Annotated in this window: 17 protein-coding genes; 7 read left to right on the forward strand and 10 right to left on the reverse strand. The window is 53.4% G+C overall.

Annotated elements, in window-relative coordinates; all coding sequences use genetic code 11:
* Window positions 1-4: 4 nt before the first annotated feature.
* On the reverse strand, window positions 5-1,201 hold the full coding sequence (locus PVU19_RS00355; RefSeq protein WP_050664406.1) for a GNAT family N-acetyltransferase: 1,197 nt from the start codon (window positions 1,199-1,201) through the stop codon (window positions 5-7).
* Window positions 1,198-2,193, reverse strand: coding sequence for a glycosyltransferase family 2 protein (locus PVU19_RS00360; RefSeq protein ID WP_050664407.1), 996 nt, complete (start codon window positions 2,191-2,193; stop codon window positions 1,198-1,200). Before PVU19_RS00360 ends, PVU19_RS00355 begins: the two co-directional genes overlap by 4 nt.
* Before the next feature lie 196 nt (window positions 2,194-2,389).
* Here PVU19_RS00360 and PVU19_RS00365 point away from each other — a divergent pair, with 196 nt between their 5' ends.
* A complete protein-coding gene (locus PVU19_RS00365) occupies window positions 2,390-3,571 on the forward strand; it encodes an aminotransferase class V-fold PLP-dependent enzyme (protein ID WP_160316397.1) in 1,182 nt (393 codons plus the stop codon).
* 1,332 nt (window positions 3,572-4,903) lie between these two features.
* Here PVU19_RS00365 and PVU19_RS00370 read toward each other — a convergent pair.
* Both PVU19_RS00370 and PVU19_RS00375 read right to left on the reverse strand, forming a co-directional pair.
* Complete coding sequence (locus tag PVU19_RS00370; protein WP_338049939.1) at window positions 4,904-5,737, reverse strand: sulfotransferase family 2 domain-containing protein; 834 nt, start codon at window positions 5,735-5,737, stop codon at window positions 4,904-4,906.
* A gap of 164 nt (window positions 5,738-5,901) precedes the next feature.
* Complete coding sequence (locus tag PVU19_RS00375; RefSeq protein ID WP_274789847.1) at window positions 5,902-6,795, reverse strand: glycosyltransferase family A protein; 894 nt, start codon at window positions 6,793-6,795, stop codon at window positions 5,902-5,904.
* 293 nt (window positions 6,796-7,088) lie between these two features.
* On the opposite strand from PVU19_RS00375, the gene PVU19_RS00380 reads away from it, so the two are divergent.
* On the forward strand, window positions 7,089-7,757 hold the full coding sequence (locus tag PVU19_RS00380; RefSeq protein WP_274789848.1) for a GNAT family N-acetyltransferase: 669 nt from the start codon (window positions 7,089-7,091) through the stop codon (window positions 7,755-7,757).
* 30 nt (window positions 7,758-7,787) lie between these two features.
* Here PVU19_RS00380 and PVU19_RS00385 read toward each other — a convergent pair whose 3' ends face one another.
* The 3 genes from PVU19_RS00385 to PVU19_RS00395 all read right to left on the reverse strand — a co-directional run bounded on the left by PVU19_RS00385 (window position 7,788) and on the right by PVU19_RS00395 (window position 10,868).
* Window positions 7,788-8,462 carry a capsular polysaccharide synthesis protein gene (locus PVU19_RS00385; RefSeq protein ID WP_082238032.1) on the reverse strand — a complete coding sequence of 225 codons (675 nt, stop codon included), beginning with the start codon at window positions 8,460-8,462 and terminating at the stop codon, window positions 7,788-7,790.
* Window positions 8,463-8,847: 385 nt separating this feature from the next.
* Entirely contained in the window at window positions 8,848-10,002 is a 1,155-nt protein-coding gene (locus tag PVU19_RS00390) for a glycosyltransferase family 4 protein (RefSeq protein WP_082238035.1), read from the reverse strand.
* 89 nt (window positions 10,003-10,091) lie between these two features.
* Window positions 10,092-10,868, reverse strand: coding sequence for a methyltransferase domain-containing protein (locus PVU19_RS00395; protein WP_082238037.1), 777 nt, complete (start codon window positions 10,866-10,868; stop codon window positions 10,092-10,094).
* Window positions 10,869-11,008: 140 nt separating this feature from the next.
* Here PVU19_RS00395 and PVU19_RS00400 point away from each other — a divergent pair, with 140 nt between their 5' ends.
* The 5 genes from PVU19_RS00400 to PVU19_RS00420 all read left to right on the forward strand — a co-directional run bounded on the left by PVU19_RS00400 (window position 11,009) and on the right by PVU19_RS00420 (window position 14,989).
* The gene (locus tag PVU19_RS00400; protein WP_160316398.1) at window positions 11,009-11,677 is read left to right on the forward strand and encodes a polysaccharide deacetylase family protein; all 669 of its coding nucleotides are present in this window, start codon (window positions 11,009-11,011) and stop codon (window positions 11,675-11,677) included.
* A 360-nt stretch (window positions 11,678-12,037) separates the two neighbouring features.
* Window positions 12,038-12,436: a hypothetical protein gene (locus tag PVU19_RS00405; protein WP_152911723.1), complete on the forward strand. Its 399-nt coding sequence runs from the start codon at window positions 12,038-12,040 to the stop codon at window positions 12,434-12,436.
* Between the two features lie 194 nt (window positions 12,437-12,630).
* Window positions 12,631-13,092 (forward strand): glycosyltransferase family protein, encoded by a 462-nt coding sequence (locus PVU19_RS00410; protein WP_235575916.1) that lies wholly within the window; start codon window positions 12,631-12,633, stop codon window positions 13,090-13,092.
* Window positions 13,089-13,592 (forward strand): glycosyltransferase, encoded by a 504-nt coding sequence (locus PVU19_RS00415; RefSeq protein ID WP_274789850.1) that lies wholly within the window; start codon window positions 13,089-13,091, stop codon window positions 13,590-13,592. The genes PVU19_RS00410 and PVU19_RS00415 overlap by 4 nt, the downstream gene beginning before the upstream one ends.
* 83 nt (window positions 13,593-13,675) lie before the next feature.
* Entirely contained in the window at window positions 13,676-14,989 is a 1,314-nt protein-coding gene (locus tag PVU19_RS00420) for a nucleotide sugar dehydrogenase (protein ID WP_274789851.1), read from the forward strand.
* Window positions 14,990-14,992: 3 nt separating this feature from the next.
* Here PVU19_RS00420 and PVU19_RS00425 read toward each other — a convergent pair whose 3' ends face one another.
* The 3 genes from PVU19_RS00425 to xrtD form a co-directional block, all read right to left on the reverse strand.
* Window positions 14,993-15,424, reverse strand: a complete 432-nt coding sequence (locus PVU19_RS00425; protein ID WP_235575893.1) for a rhomboid family intramembrane serine protease — start codon at window positions 15,422-15,424, stop codon at window positions 14,993-14,995.
* Between the two features lie 341 nt (window positions 15,425-15,765).
* The gene (locus PVU19_RS00430; RefSeq protein WP_050664225.1) at window positions 15,766-16,755 is read right to left on the reverse strand and encodes a hypothetical protein; all 990 of its coding nucleotides are present in this window, start codon (window positions 16,753-16,755) and stop codon (window positions 15,766-15,768) included.
* Window positions 16,756-16,968: 213 nt separating this feature from the next.
* Window positions 16,969-18,564 (reverse strand): VPLPA-CTERM-specific exosortase XrtD, encoded by a 1,596-nt coding sequence (gene xrtD / locus PVU19_RS00435; RefSeq protein WP_050664226.1) that lies wholly within the window; start codon window positions 18,562-18,564, stop codon window positions 16,969-16,971.
* Window positions 18,565-18,724 lie beyond the last annotated feature (160 nt).

An 18,724-nucleotide genomic window follows, 5' to 3' on the forward strand; every position in this document is an offset into this window, starting at 1 on the left:
CTCCCTAGAACCGGCTGCGAATCCAGGCCCGCCAGAGTGGCCGGGGCCCAAATCCAAATCGAGGGATGATTTTCAGGAACCAAAGCCGATAATAAAACAAATGTAGAAGATCAGACCAAACCATGAGCATCTTCACTCGGCTGCGGGCGAGAAGGTTCCTCCTGCTGACAAGAAGATCGTGGATTGGAACCAGTTCACCGCCATAAGCGAGTTTGTATTCATACTCGCCAGCCCCCGCATCGACGGTCCGAACCCCGGCCCGTATCAAGTCGCCAACCCTCTCAACCAAGCCAACCCGGCCCAGCCCTATCTTGGCAAACTCAGGCGCTGTAGATCGCGCGTTCAGCCACCAATAGGCCTTCGCACCCTGAGAATACCGCAACTGGCTGGACAGCAGGGTCTTGCCCAGCCAAAGCTCGTCGAGCCCAGCCTGCTCAGATGGCGACAGACGTTCGAGAAGATCCCGATAAAAGGATTCAGCCAGAGGCCAGTCCGAAAAATGCCCACCCTTGCCCTTTTGTTCCCATTGTTGCGTATGCTGGGCGACAAAACGGTCCATAGCTGCTTCCACGATTTCTGGCGTTGATCCGCGCGTTTCTAGAGGATCCACTTCGGTCAATCTTTTGACATCCCGATTGTGCTCTCGTCGACGGCTCTTGGACAGGCTTGCTAGAAAGGCTTCAGGCGTTCCGGGCAGATCCATCAAGGTATGATGCCGTTGGCTACGGTCCCGGCAAAGCACGACCTCACTGCTTTTGGCAATGGCCGTTCGCACAGCGGTCAACTGTGTCGACCGCTCTGAAATCGGCGAAAAGCTTATAGCGTCGCATTTAAGGCCACTGGTCAGATGACTGAAGGCAGCCTCGAAAACGTCGGCTGCATACCCCTCTGCTATGGGCAGGTTCAGGACGGCGAAATTCGGATCCACTCCGGCAAGCCGCGCCAAGCGCACGGGGATGGGTCCCAGCCAGAAACGCTCGATGCAAAACGGGAGAACCGCCACAATTTTCGTTCCGTCGCGAACAACCAAGGTTGCGGGCCGGCGGCTGCGCGCAAAAGACTTTCCGTAATGCGCCCACCAGGCTGCGCGCCAGGATTCAGTGAAATAGATCTCTGCTCCGGCCTGATCAATCAGGGCGGCGCTCTCTGCGTCCGTCTTCGCTTCTTCCGCACTTGAGGTTACGGTTACAGTATAATTCATGATACTGGTTCTTGACCGGCCAGATGGTAAACCAAAGCCGCCTTGGCCAACCGAATTTTTGCTTTGGCTTCAGCGCCGGGGCGCACCAAACCCAGAACACCAAAAACAGTCCCACGCATCAACGCGCCGACTACGAACACTGTTCGCGCACTCAACTCTCCAATGCGCCCGTAGTGTTTGCGGACATATATCGTCTTGCTCTTCTGCATCTGAACATACATCCGGGATCGGATTTGCACGGTGCTCTTTGAGCCACCGTCCAGATGTAAGATCCGTGCCTCCGGCGCAAAGACGCAACGCCAGCCTGCATTACGTATACGGCGGCACCAGTCAGCCTCTTCTGAGTAGACAAAAAAAGCTTCATCCATGGGGCCGACAGCTTCAAACACCGCACGCGGTACAAGCATGAACATGCCCGAGACCACGTCTACCGTCCGGGTTTCCGTTCTTTCCCAGCCGGTATATTCAGTTCGTCCGAACATCGGAACCCAGCGGGCAAGCCGATACAGGTTGAATTCTCCGATTGCCAAGTTAAGCGGATGAGGATCCGCGAAACAGGTGTGCTGAATCGTCGTTTCGTCCTCCCAGACCTGACAGCCGACACAGCCAACATCAGGATGCTTATCGAGCCAGCAGATCATGCGGTCGATGGCTCCGTCCAGTATGATTGTATCTGGGTTCAAAAGAAGAAGCTTGGTGCCCTTGGCAATCTCGAGGCCCTGATTGTTGGCTGCGGCAAAGCCGACGTTCTCGGTATTCGCAATGAGCGTGATGGCGGGAAATTCTTCCTTCAGCATGCCTTGGGTCCCGTCGGTCGATGCATTGTCGACGACGATCACTTCATGGGAGGCGTGTGTTTGTTGGGAGATAGAGGTTAAGCAATCCCGTAAAATTTCCCGCGTGTTCCAACTGACTATAACAATCGAGACATCATAGCGGGCGACCTCTGGTTCAAGCGACCGGCCCATAATTTCTCCCATGAATTCTGCCATTTCAAAGTTAGCGGCATCCTATGAATGTCACATCACGTGAGATAGTAAGGTTGTTTTTTGAACGCGCCTACCTCAAGTCTGGGCTAATCCTTTATCACCTGCAAGAGCGTCTTGCCAGCTAAGGCAGTCGCACCCCTACTGGCGATGAAATAACCTATGTATTGTGTTCTTATTTCACATTTTCTATGAGATTTTGATGACTAAACCTGATTTACCTCCTTCCCCCCTCTCTTATCCCTTGGGCCAGCAGTCCCAGGCTAGGGCAATATTTGAGGAGGATGGCACGACTGCCTCAAACCTTGACCGGGTTGATGACCTTTTCGCAGGGCGTCGAGTACATTTCACCTTCAACACCCGGACGGCCATCCGCTCCGCCTGTGATGCTTTGGGTCTCGCCTCCGGTGACGAGGTGCTTGTGCCCGCTTACAATTGCGGATCAGAAGTTGACCCCCTTCTGCATGCAGGGCTGAGAGCAACCCTCTATCCGGTAGGCCGTGATCTCGTTGCAGATCCGGATGTAATAGCCAAGCTTATTTCTCCGCGAACACGGGCAGTTTATGTCACCCATTACTTTGGGCTGTTACAGCCGCGACTGGCCGAGATCAGAGCGCTCTGTGATGCTCGTGGTTTGCGCCTGATGGAGGATTGCGCCCTCAGCTTGTTGAGTGGACCGCGCCCTGTTGAGGGTAGAACCGGAGATGTATCGTTCTTTTGCTTTCACAAGTTTTTCTCGGTGCCAAGCGGCAGCGCATTGGTGATCAACACGGATGATTTACCCTTGTCTCCGTCCTTTGACCGACCTCCTCTGCGTCGGCCAGATCTCAAATTTCTGGCTCGATGGTATCTTGAGGCAACGATAGGGCTTGATCGTTTGAAGAAAGCGAAACGCACCTTTCGCAAGGCATCAGTTGATCATGCGTTTGAACCTTCAGGAATAGAGCAGGACATCCCTAGTCATTATTATTTCGATCCGGACCTGATGGGCAGAGGAATGAGTGGTCTTACGGCCAATGTTCTTCGACATGTCGATCTGAATGCGGCCCTGCAGCAGCGGCGCCAAAACTGGCACATCTACCGCGAACTCCTCGCCCAAGTTCCTCAAGCGGAACTGCTGATTCCCCATTTGCCACATGATATCTGTCCGCATTCGATGCCAGTTCTGATACCCAATCGGGATCGGATAGTAGCTGAATTGCAAGCGGCTGGATTTGACGTCACGGCTTGGTGGGCTGGTTTTCACCAAGGGCTTGATTGGACCGCAGCGGGAGGGGCTTTGACACTGAAGAATAACGTTCTGTCTTTGCCCTTGGATCCCCCCCTGACCCAATCTGACCTCGTTCGGATCGTGGGACAGATGAAGGCGACGCTTGCCGCGTGAAACGCGAGTAGGGGAGCCCTTTTCGGTGCATCTCATCCGGATCGCTTTGAAGCGGATCCGGCAGTTTTTGGTCGTCTCTCCAGTCCAAGATCCAAATACCGCTCGCGATTAGGAATAACAGTAACGCATAGACTGAATCCCAGAAATGTACTGTCCATCCGACTGCAAAAAAGCCGAGCATCGAACAAACATATCCCATACGGTAATTGTGTACGCGATCACTTTGAATCTTACGAAGAGCTACGGGAATAAACACACTGAAGAACAGGACGAACCAGAGGATCCAAGCCGGAATCCCATGCGCCATTCCGGGTACGATCCAGAACATGTCGACGCTTGACGAGTTCATCCACCAAGGTCTTTCCCACTCACCACTCAGACCGATTCCGATGAGCGGATTCTCCCAAATACTCTTCGTGCCCCAGATCCAAACCAGGATACGACCGTATGCAGTGGCAGCGTTCATTGCAAAGTATGCAATAAACACTTCAAAAGGTGAGCGGTTCGAGTAAATATCGACGGCTATATAGGCGAGGACGCTCAGGATAAGGAGAAGTTTCCACCTAGATTTAAAAGATGAAAGTATCCTATCCCACAAAATAAAGAAGGCTTGCATGGTGATCGCTGCAAGTGGGCCAGAAGACAGAGCGCCAGCGCCAATTAACGCAACCAAGGTGGCGCGTAAAACCCGCCCGAGCCACGAGGCATGATAGCCGATCACATAAAAGACCAACCCTATTAAACTACCAAAAAAAACACCAAAATGGATCGGATGGCTGAATGGTCCTTGGACGCGCTCAAACCCCAACCGTTGCTCCTTGAGCTGGTTCGTATAGCTGTCCCCAAATTTATCAAAAAACTCGATCAGCACGTTTCGGCCTGTTTGCAACTCGATCAAGGTTGAAGGGATCAGCACAATAGCGATCCAGAAAAAGAGCTTGGACATCTTCAGGAATGCATCGGGCGTCCTGATATAAACCCGGGCGATCAAGTAAGACCCCCATACTTCCACCCAAACAATGCCAACACGCTCGATCATGGGCTGGACACCATACAATACAAAGTACGAGATTGAGGTCCAAACACAGATCAGAATAACCGCAATATCGGACAAGCGAATCCGCCCCACCTTGCCACTGAACAATGCAAAAATTGCTGGAAATAGAAAAATCAGCAGGATAACCCGATAGACCGACATCCGCATCGGTCCGATATTAATAAAGAAGGGAATGACCAGCCCCACGATAAATAGGACCGCTGGCCAAGGGAGTTTCGAGCTGGCCGCCGTCTGGATTCTCAGAGATCCGTTCGTTGTGGATGAATCTGCCAAAGTTAGGCTCTCGAAGGGCTTGTGTCGAAGGTTTCCATCACCTTTGCATAGAGGTCAAAATCTTGTGCATAATAGTTTCGCACGAAATCAATAACCTCATCGCTGAACATGTATATGTCGCTGCTGTTCTTAAGCGGTTTCATCAAGACCTGTCGCACAACGTTTCGTGCATAACGCGCTCTACCGGGGCCCAGAGTCCGTTCGCCGACCCATTTTCCCGCCAGAGCCAGGTTTCGGAAAGCATCAAATCTGAAAACCATTGTTGGATTATCATTCCCAGCCTGACCCAAATCTTCACGGGTCAGTTTGCTCAATTCTTGGACCATAGTGCTCACTTTGGAAACTGGATAGATGGTTTCCACCAGTTGCTCATCATCACAGAAAATAAATTCTGATTGGCGGGCGAAATGGATGAACTCCGGAGTATGGGTCGCATCTGGCTCTTGCAAGGCTTCTACAACCTGCAGCGCTAAACGGTTGACATCGGCTCGGTCGTGTTGTGCCAATTCACGTGTACTATACATTTTGAGCCGTTGGGACAGGGCCGACACAAATCTGGCCTGAGGATCTCGGATTAGGGTAAAAGCCTTATAATCTATGACCTTCTTAAAGTCTTCCGGAGCAATACGACGCAGTACCTCCAAGGGCAAATGCGTATAGTCGAGGCGACCCAACTCAGGATGATCATGCACCCTGGATTCGTATTTACCGCCTGTGTCATCAAGCCGCCCAAGAAGGTTGCGTACCGTCGTTCCTGCGCATTTTGGGATATGAATGAATACGAATTTATACCGATCAGAGATAATGATGTGACGTCCCTCACTTCCACTGACAATCGGATTACTCGGCTGTTACAATACTTATCGCTGCCTCTGTCAACGGCAAAGCAGGATCGGTTCTTTTGAAGTCGTCTGTAAACTGATTTTGCGATGACATTAGCACTTCTCCTAGGCTTCCAAAGTTACCAAGCGAAGCGTCTACAAATTTAGGGGCACCTCAATCACGTAAAACTCTGTGCAAAGCGCCTCGGTAGATACCTTAGCGCCCCTAATCCGGAATACGGTTGCGCACGAAGAAACACGCCGAAGCAGCGGATAGCATCGTCGAGCCGGGCCTGCCGCAACAACCGGACCACTTCCCCCGGCATGGCTTGGCCGTAATGTGACTTCCAGCGCTTGAGGATCCGCGAGAGGTAATCTGCATCTTCAAGAAAACCCCCGGGACCGAAATGACGCCTCAGAACCCGCGCGTGATTGGTGTAGAGTTTTGACGGAGATCGGGTCTGTTGGCCTTGATGTTTTCGGTAGGACATAACCAGCTCACCATGGCAAAATCCCGCCAGACGATCACCCAAAAGGCGGATATTCAGGTCATGATCGGCACAGTTCAGCGCCTCGGGGCGAAAACCACCAATCCGGTCCAGTGCCGATTTTCGGTACATGCATTGCGAAAAGGACGGTGTCGTGTTCATCGCGACATCCCGACCAGAAAACTGACGAACGGGCTGCCGGTTCTCACCCAAAACCTTATCCGTTTCCGATATCTGCAGGTTGGACCCAAACACCATATCAATTTCGGGGTTATCTTCGAAAGCAGAAGAATGCAGAGAAATCGCCGTGGGGTGCAGGACATCGTCATGATCAAGGAAGAGAACAAAGTCACCGGTTGCCCGGGCAAGGCCTGTGTTTCGAGCGGCCGAGTCTCCGGCATTGTCCTGCTTAATAGCCAAGATACCGTCGAATGAGCTGGCAACATCAAAACTATTGTCTGTCGAGCCATCGTCGACGACAATAATCTCGTAACCGTCCACATCTTGGGCCAACGCGCTCTGAATGGTTTTAGCTAGGAATGGCCCTGAATTATATGCGGGAATAACGATAGAATACTTGGTCATCTGACCCTTTGCGCCAACATGTGTAATCACGCTTAGTATTGCCGCATGTCTGCCTGCAATCAAACGATTTGATAAGCCGTGACTATTTGGAAAATACATGCTCCTAAAAGATAACCAATGGCAACCTTCCTCCACACGAAGCCGAGGAGGTCGACCAAGAGGCCCTCATCAAAATCAGAAGATCTGGCGCTGTTCTCTCCGTTGTCAATTCATTCGGATGGACGTTTGGACAACAAAATCTTCTGATATTCATCATCACACGAGCCGGCCAAGCTATAAGGAGGGACTATGATATGACAGCCTACCATCGGATCAATCTGGTTCTGAGGGCGCTTCGCCGGGGCGATTTATCGGGCAGCATACAGACGATCTGGAGGATTGGCCGCGACCGGATTACGGGTCAATACAGACTGCTTTTTTGTATGAGCGGAGACAAGGCTCGGCAGGTTGATCTTGGCACTAGGAAGCTGACGGTCCTGCGTTTCGATGATTGGTCGGATTTTGACACCAAGAGCCTCGACTTTCTTGAAGCCAATCACGACAAGATTCAGTGGGATGTCAGAAAGCATCTCAAAGAGGGAATGTCAGTCTGGGTTGGCTCGTTTGACGGGGCGCCAGCCACGATTGCTCAGACACGCCCCGGCCAGAATGTACGTCTCTATTTCTTTCCGATGACAGAGCGCTGCGCGCTCATATCGCATTGCTTTACCGCCCCCGAGCAACGCGGACAGGGTTTTTATGTCGCAATCCTCAAGTATGTCTGCCGGTCGCTAGGGGAAAAAGGGTTCTCGAGGATTTACATTGATTGTAGCGACAGCAATCTCTCCTCCGAGCGCGGCATTCTGACGGCAGGATTCTTACGGATCGGTCGTGCCATCCACAAACGGAACGGAACAACCGTATGGTATCAGGAAACACCACCATCGGTTACGAAGCTAGAAGAGCAAAGCAACGCTAAATGAATCACCCCAGATTTGCCGGAGAGAATTTATTCAAACCTCCCGGTCACTTCCAGTCTTGTCGACATGAAGAAGATTTTTCACGATAGCCAGTGTTTCACCCTCCCACTGCCATCGTAATTTTTGCACAGGCGCGGCACCGCTGTCGATGATCGGCGCTACAAGCGAGATATCGCGATTACGCAATATGCAGTCCTGCACGATATGCGGGCCATGACATCCGATCTTGGGGACAGTGCACAGCATCCTGCCAAACGGCTGACGCATGTAGCCCAAAAGCTCAAACAATGTGTGACACCAGAAATAGGAGTGGGGGGTCTGGCGATTTTCCCAATAGCGGAAGCTGTAGCTTTCCCAATCAGAGATGATCGGGTTCCCCGGTTCAGAGGCCAGAAACCAAGTGGCAACTTCCCGGTGGTATCCGGGCCAAGTGAACCAATGTATTTCTGGGGTCCAGAAAAAGGCGAAGAAGCCACGCTGCGCCACGATCGGCAACCATTCATCCAAGGGACGAACGCAATAGGCGGTCGCGTCAACCCAGACCCCGCCGTGCTCCTTCAAAAGCCGGAGGCGTAAAAGATCTGAATAGGCCTGAACAGGCATTTTCGATAAACTCTCAGACATGGAAATGAATTCAGAGACCGTGTCTTGGTCGAGAATATGAACCGCCCAACCAGGGTTCTTTGTCTGCCATGACTCGATACACATTTTCACGACCTCGGGGGCAGCACCAAGACCGCGGTCTCAATATATCCAGACATTGCGTGGCAGAACACGTGGTGCAGACCACTCGAATCCATCCTCCTGCCGTTTGCCAAGCTTCCGGGCCAGCCGTCGTAATATGCTGCGGAACTGCTTTGCTTTCACGAGGGCCACGAACAAGGCGATCCAAGAGTTTTTAGCCAAGATGAGGCTCCTTAAATGTCCGGTATTGAAGATTTAACCGCTGACCCCTTACCGCGCCACAGATTATCGCGCAGACAGCGGCTTGCTGATTATCTTGTGTTCCACGGGCATCGGAACGGACGCGTCCTTAACAGGGTCAGAAACCATGGCCGATCTTAATTCCTTTTGGCTCATGGATAACACCGCCTTAAAACTTCAGCAGTTCCGTGGTCTGCAACTGCTCGGCACGCCGCGCCCCGACTGCATCCCAGTCGAAATAGGGAACGCGTTCGCGGGCGCGCGAGCCTAGCGCCTGGCGCAGTTCAGCCGAGCGGATGACTTGGTCCAATGCATCCTCAAACGCATCGCGGTCTGATGGCTCGACAATCAGCATCGTGCCATCCTCGTCGCCCAGACGACTGGCCCCCATTGGGGAGGCTATGATTGGCAACCCGTGCACCGCGGCCTCATACGTTACCTGGGGTCCACCCTCTTCCAACGACGGCATCACAAAGGCGTCCGCCCTTGCGAAGTAGTGGTGCACATCATCAACACAACCCACCAACTCGACCCTGCCGCTGTTGAGCAGCGTCGCATAGCGCTCTGCTATGATAGGCTCGACATCGCCAACAATCTGCAACCGATGCGGTCCCGGTATGTTTTGCCAGGCATCAAGGAGAAAATGCATGCCTTTGCGCACGCAGGCATAGCCGCAAAACATGAAAGTCAGCGCTTCTTTGGTGGGATAGTCCCGGGGAGGAGAGGCTTTCTTCGTATCCACGCCATAGCTCGAAGGTAGAATTCTGTTCTCCAGCGGAGACCCCACCAAAGCGCTTTCGACGTGCCGGTTCGGGGCAAAAATTGCTTGGGAATGGTGATATTTCTCTTCTTCCTCGGCTATTCGTGCATCGGTAATTCCGTGGATCGGTTCAACACCAAAGTCCTCATAGGCAGCATCAAGAATTCTTCGGGCTGAGGCCATACGTGTATTGATCCCCTCCAGCACAACCGGGATTCCCCGTTCATTCAGGAGGCGGTGCACTTTCAAGGACGCCGCAGGCCAGAGATAGGCAATGTCACCAGGCTGAATCGATTCGAGAAAATGGTTTTCCAGAATACGAGAGGCTTGGGAGACGACTTTTCGATAGGGCAGTGTCGCCAAAATTGGTCCCGGCAACGACAAGATCATAGGAACGTCCGGTCTCTTGATCCGGCGACGGTTGGCAAAAATATCAACTGTATATCCAGCCCGATGGGCCCCGCTCATGATATTGATGCAAGTCTGACTTGGCCCGCCCCCATCACAGGCCATTGCCAAGAGGGTCCGGATGGATCGTTTTTTGTATTTAAGGGGCTGAACCATCGGTTGAAGACCTAATAAATACCCGAACTTGAATCAGGAGGAAATGCAGTCTGCCCCGGGAACAAGGCAGAGATTTCGAGGCAACCACATTACTTTGTCACCGTGATGTAAGCGTAAGATCCAAAAGGCGTCAGATCGGTTTTTCGCAAGAGGTTGCGGGTCGTTCGCTCAAAGCCTTTCAAAACCGGGATTTTCTGAAAATAATGATGCCCATAGAAGCGGTCAATGTGAACAGCGGAATAACCTAGTTCTTTCAACCGCTTCTGCATCGCGCTGTTGCTGCCCCGACACCACGAATAATGCGCGGGGAATTTCACCTTCATCTTGCCACGACTAGGGTTAACCACGAACAAGACTTGACGAGCAAATGTCTCCGGCACGAGCCAGTTTACAAAGAAAGGCAGCGAATAAAGGGTCGGTACGAAATGAAAGGCTGTGCCGCCAGGACGCAGCATTGACAGGATGTTCCGATGCATCTTTTCTCCGTCGCGCACATGTTCACCAACAAAGCGCGAAAAGATGATGTCATAGCTGTTATTCAGATGCTCGACTGTGTCGCAGATATCAAAACACTGGGTCTTGTTCTGTGCCGGTGCAAGATCAAGTTCCTGTTGGTCGATATCGTTTATTGTGTAACTATTGAGATTATCAGGCCATTGATCCGGCATAAACAAAGGTCGTCGTCCACCACCTATTTCAAAAATATCTGGGTGCTCATAGGACGCACAAATCTCTCGCACCGTATCGGGGAAGCCATGAAAAGCAACGCGATAATCTTTATCCGGATAGTCGGTATTCAATGTCACTAAGTCCATCTGAGTTATTTGCAGCATGCAAAAAGGAAAGTACGCTTGCCAGACATACATTTCCAGTCTGATGCCACACTTCAGTCGTTCTGCCAACTAGGTATAAGCGCGGCACGCTGCTGGTGAGTATATAATTGGCATCACGTTGAAAGCGCTCTATCCAGTCCGGGAACACCACCACCTGAAGCATGAGGGTCATGATGACAGCGAGGGCATTCAACTTTCATGGTATTGGTCAGCCGGGGCCGGAAATTCCGGAAGATGAGCGCCCTTACTGGATCAGCGCGACCGCGTTGGAAACGTTTTTGGACATCTTCGCCTCATATCGAGACCGACAGAAGATTGTGATCACGTTCGATGATGGGAATCGTTCTGATCTGGAAATCGCGGCACCACTTTTGATGAAGCACAGGCTCGACGCCCGTTTCTTCGTACTTACCGGCCGATTGGACCATCCCGCCTATCTGAACCGGCGGAGTGTTCAGAATCTGCGGGGCATGGGCTTCACTATTGGCGCGCACGGAATCAACCACGTGGATTGGGCACGACAGGATGTGTCCGGGCTAAACCGGGAATTGCTCCGGTCCCGGACCGTCCTGGAAGAGATTCTCGGCGAACCGGTCACCGAGGCAGCCATCCCTTTCGGAAGCTATCGACGCAGGGTATTAAGGTGCCTGCGCTCCAACGGGTATACAACGGCTTGGAGCAGCGATGGCAGCGCAACCACGCTCAGCGGGTTCCTGCGGCCACGTCTGTCCATCCGAAACGATACCCGACCCGATACAATCACACGCCTGCTCGATATGGGTGACGGGATCCGATGTCGTTGGCGCCAAAAACTGTCCATTGCACGTAAATCCCTGTTTTGAGACTTGTGCCGTCGTTGGGTCAGCACTTAAAATATCATCATCACCAAACCGCTCTTTCCCCTGTTCCTGATTATTCCGCAACGGACAGCCCTCTTCAAACGCAGAGCCGCAAACTGGAGAAATATGAAAATGCTTAGAAGACTTCGGGACTTCTCTTATACTCTTCTCCCCGTTCAGTACAGGTTTAGTCGGATATACAAATATAATCGTTGGGGCAGTGATGAAAGCAGATCCGGGGATGGCTCGACATTCAGAAGCACGGAAAACCTGCGTAATCTTCTGACTGAAATAATATCAGATTCGAACGTCGAAAGCATTGTCGATATTGCTTGTGGTGATTTTAATTGGATGTCTGATGTAATGAAAGATGTCGATATTAAGTACCTAGGCCTCGATATTGTTCCAAGCGTAATTGAAGACAACATAAAGAGCTATGGATCGGAGCGGATTGATTTCAAGGTAGCAAATGTTATCCGAGAAATCCCCCCCAAGGCAGATCTGGCGGTCTTCCGTGATTGTATGTTGCATTTGTCTTTCGCCGACGGACTTTCGGCGCTAAAAAACATCAAATCGTCTGGATCCCCGTTTGTTTTAATGTCTACCTGGCCAAGCACATCAAAAAACGAGGACATCTTGTCAGGACACTGGCGCCCTGTGGACCTTCGTGAGCCGCCATTCAGTCTTCCTGAGCCTATTCGGATTATTAAGGAAAACGAATCCGGAAAACATGCGGGGCTTTGGAAAACATCTGATATGTAAAATGCTGAATGAAAGGTACAAGACAATCGAGTGATGTTGATCCGCGAACCTTAACTTATATAGGTTGGCTCCCTTTCAAAAGATACAACCACTTTGCCTCCTAAAAAAGGCCGTCGAAGAAAATCTTGTGGCCCTTTCTTCAGGCCTGTGAGGGGCGCATCTAAAGGTAGAACATGAAAATAAACCCACATGTGATGGCCATCGCGTCAGCCGGGGGACACTGGGTGCAGTTGATGAGATTGCGCCCGGCCTGGGCGGGACTCCGCGTAACCTATGTCACAACCGACGCGGATTTTCACCAGACGGTCCGCCAACATGCAGAACAGGATGGAGAACCAACACCCGGCTTTCATACCGTCACCGAGGCCAATCGCTGGCAAAAATGGCGGTTGATCAAGCAGCTTCTTGGCATTGCGTTCATATTGATACGTATTCGCCCCGATGTCGTTTTGTCCACTGGCGCAGCCCCGGGGTATTTTGCTCTGAGGATAGCAAAATTGCTCGGCGCGAAGACCATCTGGATTGATAGCATGGCAAACGCGGAAGAGCTCTCCATGTCGGGCAAGCGCATCGGAAAGTATGCTGATCTGTGGTTGACGCAATGGGAACACCTTGCCAAACCGGAAGGACCGAAATATCTGGGATCAGTTTTGTGATATTCCTGACGATTGGTACGCATGAACCCTTCGACCGGCTCGTACAGGCTGTGGATGAATGGACCAGCGATAAAGGTCAGGGACATGAGGTCGTGGCTCAGGTCGTCTCCCCCGTATCAGATGCCTATATTCCCAAGAACTTCGAGATTACCCCACATCTATCCCCGCGTGATTACGAGGCGTTAATTCTGCAAGCAGACCTTATTGTGTCACATGCTGGCATTGGGTCTATTCTTACGGCCTTTACCCATGGCAAGCCAATCGTCATCATGCCGCGACGAGGGCACCTGCGAGAAACGCGGAATGACCACCAATATACCACGATGAAAAACCTCAAGAAGAGGCCCGGCCTTTTCATCGCAGAAGATGAAACCAAGTTTGCAGACGTCGTCGAGGCGGCACTCTCAGAAAGTCACAGAGATGGGCAACCACAGCTGCAATCTGTTGCAAATCCAGAATTCACCGATGCCCTGCGCCGTTTCATACTTTCTTCCAAATAGCGCTGACTTAGAGTGACCAAGAACCAAAATGTCATACCAGATCAGGAAATGGAGTTCCGGTGTCGCACAAATTCTCTGAATACTTGCTGACCAAAATCGAGTCTGGCTCAGCGAAGATCGCAATCCTCGGCTTGGGATACGTGGGCCTGCCGTTGGCAGTTGCGACGGCCAAAGGAGGTTTGCATGTCACAGGTTTCGACATTGATCCTGAGAAAGTAAAACGGCTCTATGCTGGTCAGAGCTATATCGGAGCGGTTTCGGATGCGGATCTGATCAGGTTGCGTGATACGCAGTGTGTTGCCTGGACAGACGACTTTACGCAACTCGCGGATATCGATGTGTTCGTAATCTGTGTGCCCACGCCCCTGACCGATCATCGTGAACCAGATTTGTCCTACGTCATCTCCACGACAAAAGAGATCGCTCACCACATCAAGCCAGGGGCGCTTGTCATACTGGAATCCACGACCTATCCCGGCACGACCGACGAGGTTCTTACGCCAATCTTTGCTCAAGCTGGTCTGACGCCTGGTCAAGACATTTTCATCGGGTTTTCTCCGGAACGCGAAGATCCGGGTAACGCACATTTCAGTACCAGCACGATCCCCAAAATCGTCGCTGGGGACGGAGAGCATGCAGGACAGCTCACAGAGGCCTTCTATCGCAAGTTTATAGACAAGGTGGTGCCAGTTTCCAAAACGCGCACAGCAGAGGCGATCAAGATCACAGAGAATATCTTCCGGGCCGTGAACATTGCGCTCGTGAACGAGTTGAAGGTCATCTTCGATGCCATGGATATCGATGTGTGGGAGGTGATAGACGGGGCCGCGACCAAACCCTTTGGCTTCATGCCTTTCTATCCCGGCCCGGGTCTCGGCGGACACTGCATCCCGATTGATCCGTTTTACCTAACCTGGAAGGCGCGCGAATATCATCTGTCCACACGTTTCATCGAACTGGCGGGTGAGATCAATTCGAACATGCCGGATTACGTTGTCTCAAAACTGCGAGAAGTGCTCGATCGGCGCCTCGGCATCGGCCTTTCGCGGTCACGGATCATGATCATGGGGATCGCCTACAAGAAGAACATCCCAGACATGCGCGAAAGCCCATCAGTCCGGCTTCTGTCACTGTTGCGTGCCGCCGGAGCGCAGGTGGCATTCCATGATCCGCACGTCCCGGAAATCCCCCGCATGCGCGAATACTCAGAGCTGAAAGGCTACAAATCCATTCCGTTCGCAGAGATTGACCCAACCGATTTCGACGCGATTCTGATCGCGACGGACCATGACGCCATCGACTATGCGGCGCTTGCGGCGATGAACCTGCCAATCATCGACACGCGCAACGCCATGCAACGGCGCAACCTGCCAATGGAGAATGTCGCCAAGGCATAAGGATCAAAGCAGGTCGGAGCGCTCGCGCACCCACCATCCTGCGGCCCAACCCGCCAGAAAGCCGCCCAGGTGGGTCTCCCAGGCGAGGTTGCCCCCCATCGCGAAATACATGACGACATTGAGCCCGACGAGCAGGCCGATCACCCGCAGCACGGGCCCCATTCCCTCGCGTGCGAGACGGCGCGCAGTATATTCCCAGCTGGTAAGCACCCCAGCGAGGCCAAAGAGCGCCCCGGACGCCCCCACCATCGGCTGCACCGCCGTGGACAGGAGTGCAAAGCCCAAGGCCCCGCCCAGAAGCGAAAGGGCATAAATCACTGCGAACCGCCATTGCCCCACCCGCTCGATCACCAGACGCCCGAGCGAGACGAGCGTGATCATGTTGACCAGAAGATGCGCGGCCCCACCGTGCAGAAACCCGTAACTTGCGAACATCACCACGGGCTGAGCCGCATAGTTGGGTTGCCAGTTGTCCAGAAGTCCTCGCCAGAACCCCCCATATTGATAGGTCAGTCCACGCCAGCGAGGAGATCCCCAGAGCCCGTAATCAGCCCCTTGCAAGATGACCTCAAACGCCACGCAAACCAGAACGATCGCCAGTAATACGCCATGAGCGGAAACCCATGCCCCAAAAGGCGAGTGTTCTGATACTGCGTGTCGTTCATCCATTATCACTGGATGCGCCAGGGATACGAGAAACTCAAGCCAAACGGGCGTCATAATACAAAAAGGCGGCCCTAAGGCCGCCTCATGAAGATCACTGAAGTATCTTGAGATCAGGCTGCGATGTCACGACGACGGCGCAAGCCCATCAGACCCAACAGACCAAGTCCACCGGCCATCAAAGGCAGAGCTGCAGGCAGCGGCACCGGAGCGATAGACTTGCTCAGCGTGTAATCGGCGCTAAGTGTGCCAAGGCTGTTGATGGTCAGGCCGAACGCATCGGAATCCAGTCCGGCCAGAAGCGAATTACAGATGCTCGCGAACCCGCCAAAGCTGCCACAGGGATCGGTGCCGAGGAACAGATCGAACGCAAGCCCGGTCAGTTGATCCGTGTTGTCGTTGATCAGGTCGAGCGCAAAGGCTTCGATATCCCCCAGAATGCCAGGCCCGGTGATGCTCAAGGCGTAATCGGCCATGATGACCTCGCCACCAGACTGAAGCTCACCGTTGTAATCGAAAACGGAGCTGAATGGCCCAATCCCACCTGTAACATTGACTATTGCATCCCCGGTCTCGAACTGGTCCTGCACGAGATCACCAAAGCTGAGCGGCGTGCCAAGAAGCGGTGAGCCGTAATCGAAAGCGAAGATGTCGCCCAAAGGCAGATCAGGGCTGCGAACCGAGCCTTCGAACACCGTACCAAGCCCAGTCAGCGGAACGGTGGGGCTGACGGTGATGGTTTGCGATGCCAGAACAACGGGAGGGATCGCCGGGATGGGGATGATGCATCTGGGACCGATGGCAAAGGCGCAGCCTGCCGGAGACCCCTCGGAAAGCACAATCTCAGGCGTCGTGATCGTGACATCCGGTGTTACGGTGAGTGTGCCAAAGCTGAGGCTGGTGCTGAAAGTATAGCGTTGGGGTCCCAGCGGCGGCGCGCGATATTCGGCGCGCAGATCGCCTTCGGCCGTAAATCCCCCTGCGCCACTGAGCGATAGAACGCCATTGGATTCCAAGAGAGCCGTGGGCGGCAGCGTACTGGCAACGGCAGGGCTGACTGCCAATGCCAAAGAGGCAATGGCAGCATAGCGCATGATCTTCATGCTACTATGTATCCTTCTGACTTTTGAAATGACTACGCGTGTAGGACGTTGAATTGAGGAACGTGCCCTCACAAAGATTTTACCTATAAAAGCCGTAATGACACCACTTTTTTGCCACTATTTCAATTTTCCAAGAAGCGATGTCCGCGGTGCAACTTCATGCCGAAACGATGAGTCATTTTGTGCGTTATTGTTTCCAAAACGTACGGCCACTCACTCCGGCACAAACCTCGGTAGCTTGGGCAAGCTCTCCCGCATCAAGCGTTTCAGGCGCGCATCGGCAGCGCCTTCGGGCTCATCCTTCAGAATCGGAGTGATGTAGCGCACGATGGCGCCGTCGGTGCGGTCGATCATTAGGCTGTCATAGACCACGCTCATCTTGGCCTTGAAATCATTGGTCATGCGCTTGCCGCGCTGTTCGAACCAGTAATAGACCAGCTGTTCCGACAGCCCCTGCTGGATCACCGCGCGGTTGATATCAAAGGTGCCGTAACCGGTGCCCTCCATATCCACTGGCACGGTCTCGAAACTGTAGATCTCCCAGCCACCCGAAGGCAGGCAGACCTCTGGCGAGTGGATACCATCACCCTCGGTCTGCCTTTCATAGAAGGCCATGAAAAGTTCCACCGGGGCCGACTCTGCCGGATTACGATAGGACGCGGCGAGGTAATCTGTCGCGCCCAGAACCCGCTCGATTTTGGGTTCCAGCATCGAGAAGGTGCCCGACCATTCGCCAAGCTGGCGTGGATAGAGCGTGAAGGGGTCGCGGTCGAGCGGCGCGGGCTCATTGCTCTGCTGCAACGCCCATCCCGCCGAGACCCCGAGCGTCAGGAGTGCAGCCACTGCCAACCCACGCGAGGCGCGGATGCCGGTGATGCGGGCGGCAATCGCGCCGAAGCCGGTGGTGTCGAGATCGATCGCCTCCGACAGCGGTTTGGGATCCGCGGTCAGCCGTTGCAGCGCCACGGCCATCAGGAAGAGGATCGCAATACAGGCGCCAAATATCACCCAGCCTTCGAAATAATGCAGGAAGCCTTCGGCATGCTCGATGCCGTAGCTGTTGACCAGCACGCCAATCACCCCGATGCGGAAAGAGTTCATCAGCACCGTGAGGGGGGCCGCCGCCAGCAGCAGCACCGCCTTGTGCCAGATCGGCCCGCGATAGAGGATCGCGAAGAGGTAGGAAAAGCTGAGGATCGGGAAGAGATAGCGCAGCCCTGAACAGGCCTCGGCGACCTGCAGCTTGTAGACACCCAGATCGATCACGTTACCTTCGAGAAAGACCGGCACCCCCATCAGCGCCACGAACCAGACGCCGATCTCCGACGAGATCGTCTGCAGCACGATGGTAAGCTTGAGATAGACAAACTGCGGCAGCGGCAGCATGAAGATCAGATGCACCACCCCCAGCTGGTGCAGCTTGCCGCGCTCCCAACCAAAGATCGTGAGCACCACGCCACCAACCCAGATGATGAAGGCATAGGTCACGATATCGGGAATGCGCGTCAGATTGCCGGCGATCGCCAGCAGGAGCCCAAGGGTCAGGATGACAAGGCCCGGGCCGCGATCCCGAACCACCGGTTTTGGTGGCGGCAGGCGACGCAGCTCGCGCAGGAAAAGATAAAGCGAGATCAGCGGGATCAGCGGACCGTGGCTGTATTCGGCCGTGGACCAGGCCTGCACCAGAGACACGAAACCGATCCAGAAGATCGGGATCGATCCGGCCAACAGAAGCGTGAACCACATAATGCCCGCCGGGTTGAGCGGGCGGGCAATCATCCCAGAACCAGCCTGATCCGTCACCGACATGGTGTCACACTCCACTTTTCTATTTCACCATACCCCAAAGAAGGGCCTGCCTTTCCCGAATTTCTATCGGAAAACCCGAAGCAAGGCGATTCAAAACAGGCCCCGAGGCCAAAGAAGGAGCGACTAAAACAGTCTGTTTTTCAATCGCATACAGTACCCG

The organism is Roseovarius tolerans (assembly GCF_028885395.1).
In the GTDB taxonomy this organism is placed as follows: domain Bacteria; phylum Pseudomonadota; class Alphaproteobacteria; order Rhodobacterales; family Rhodobacteraceae; genus Roseovarius; species Roseovarius tolerans.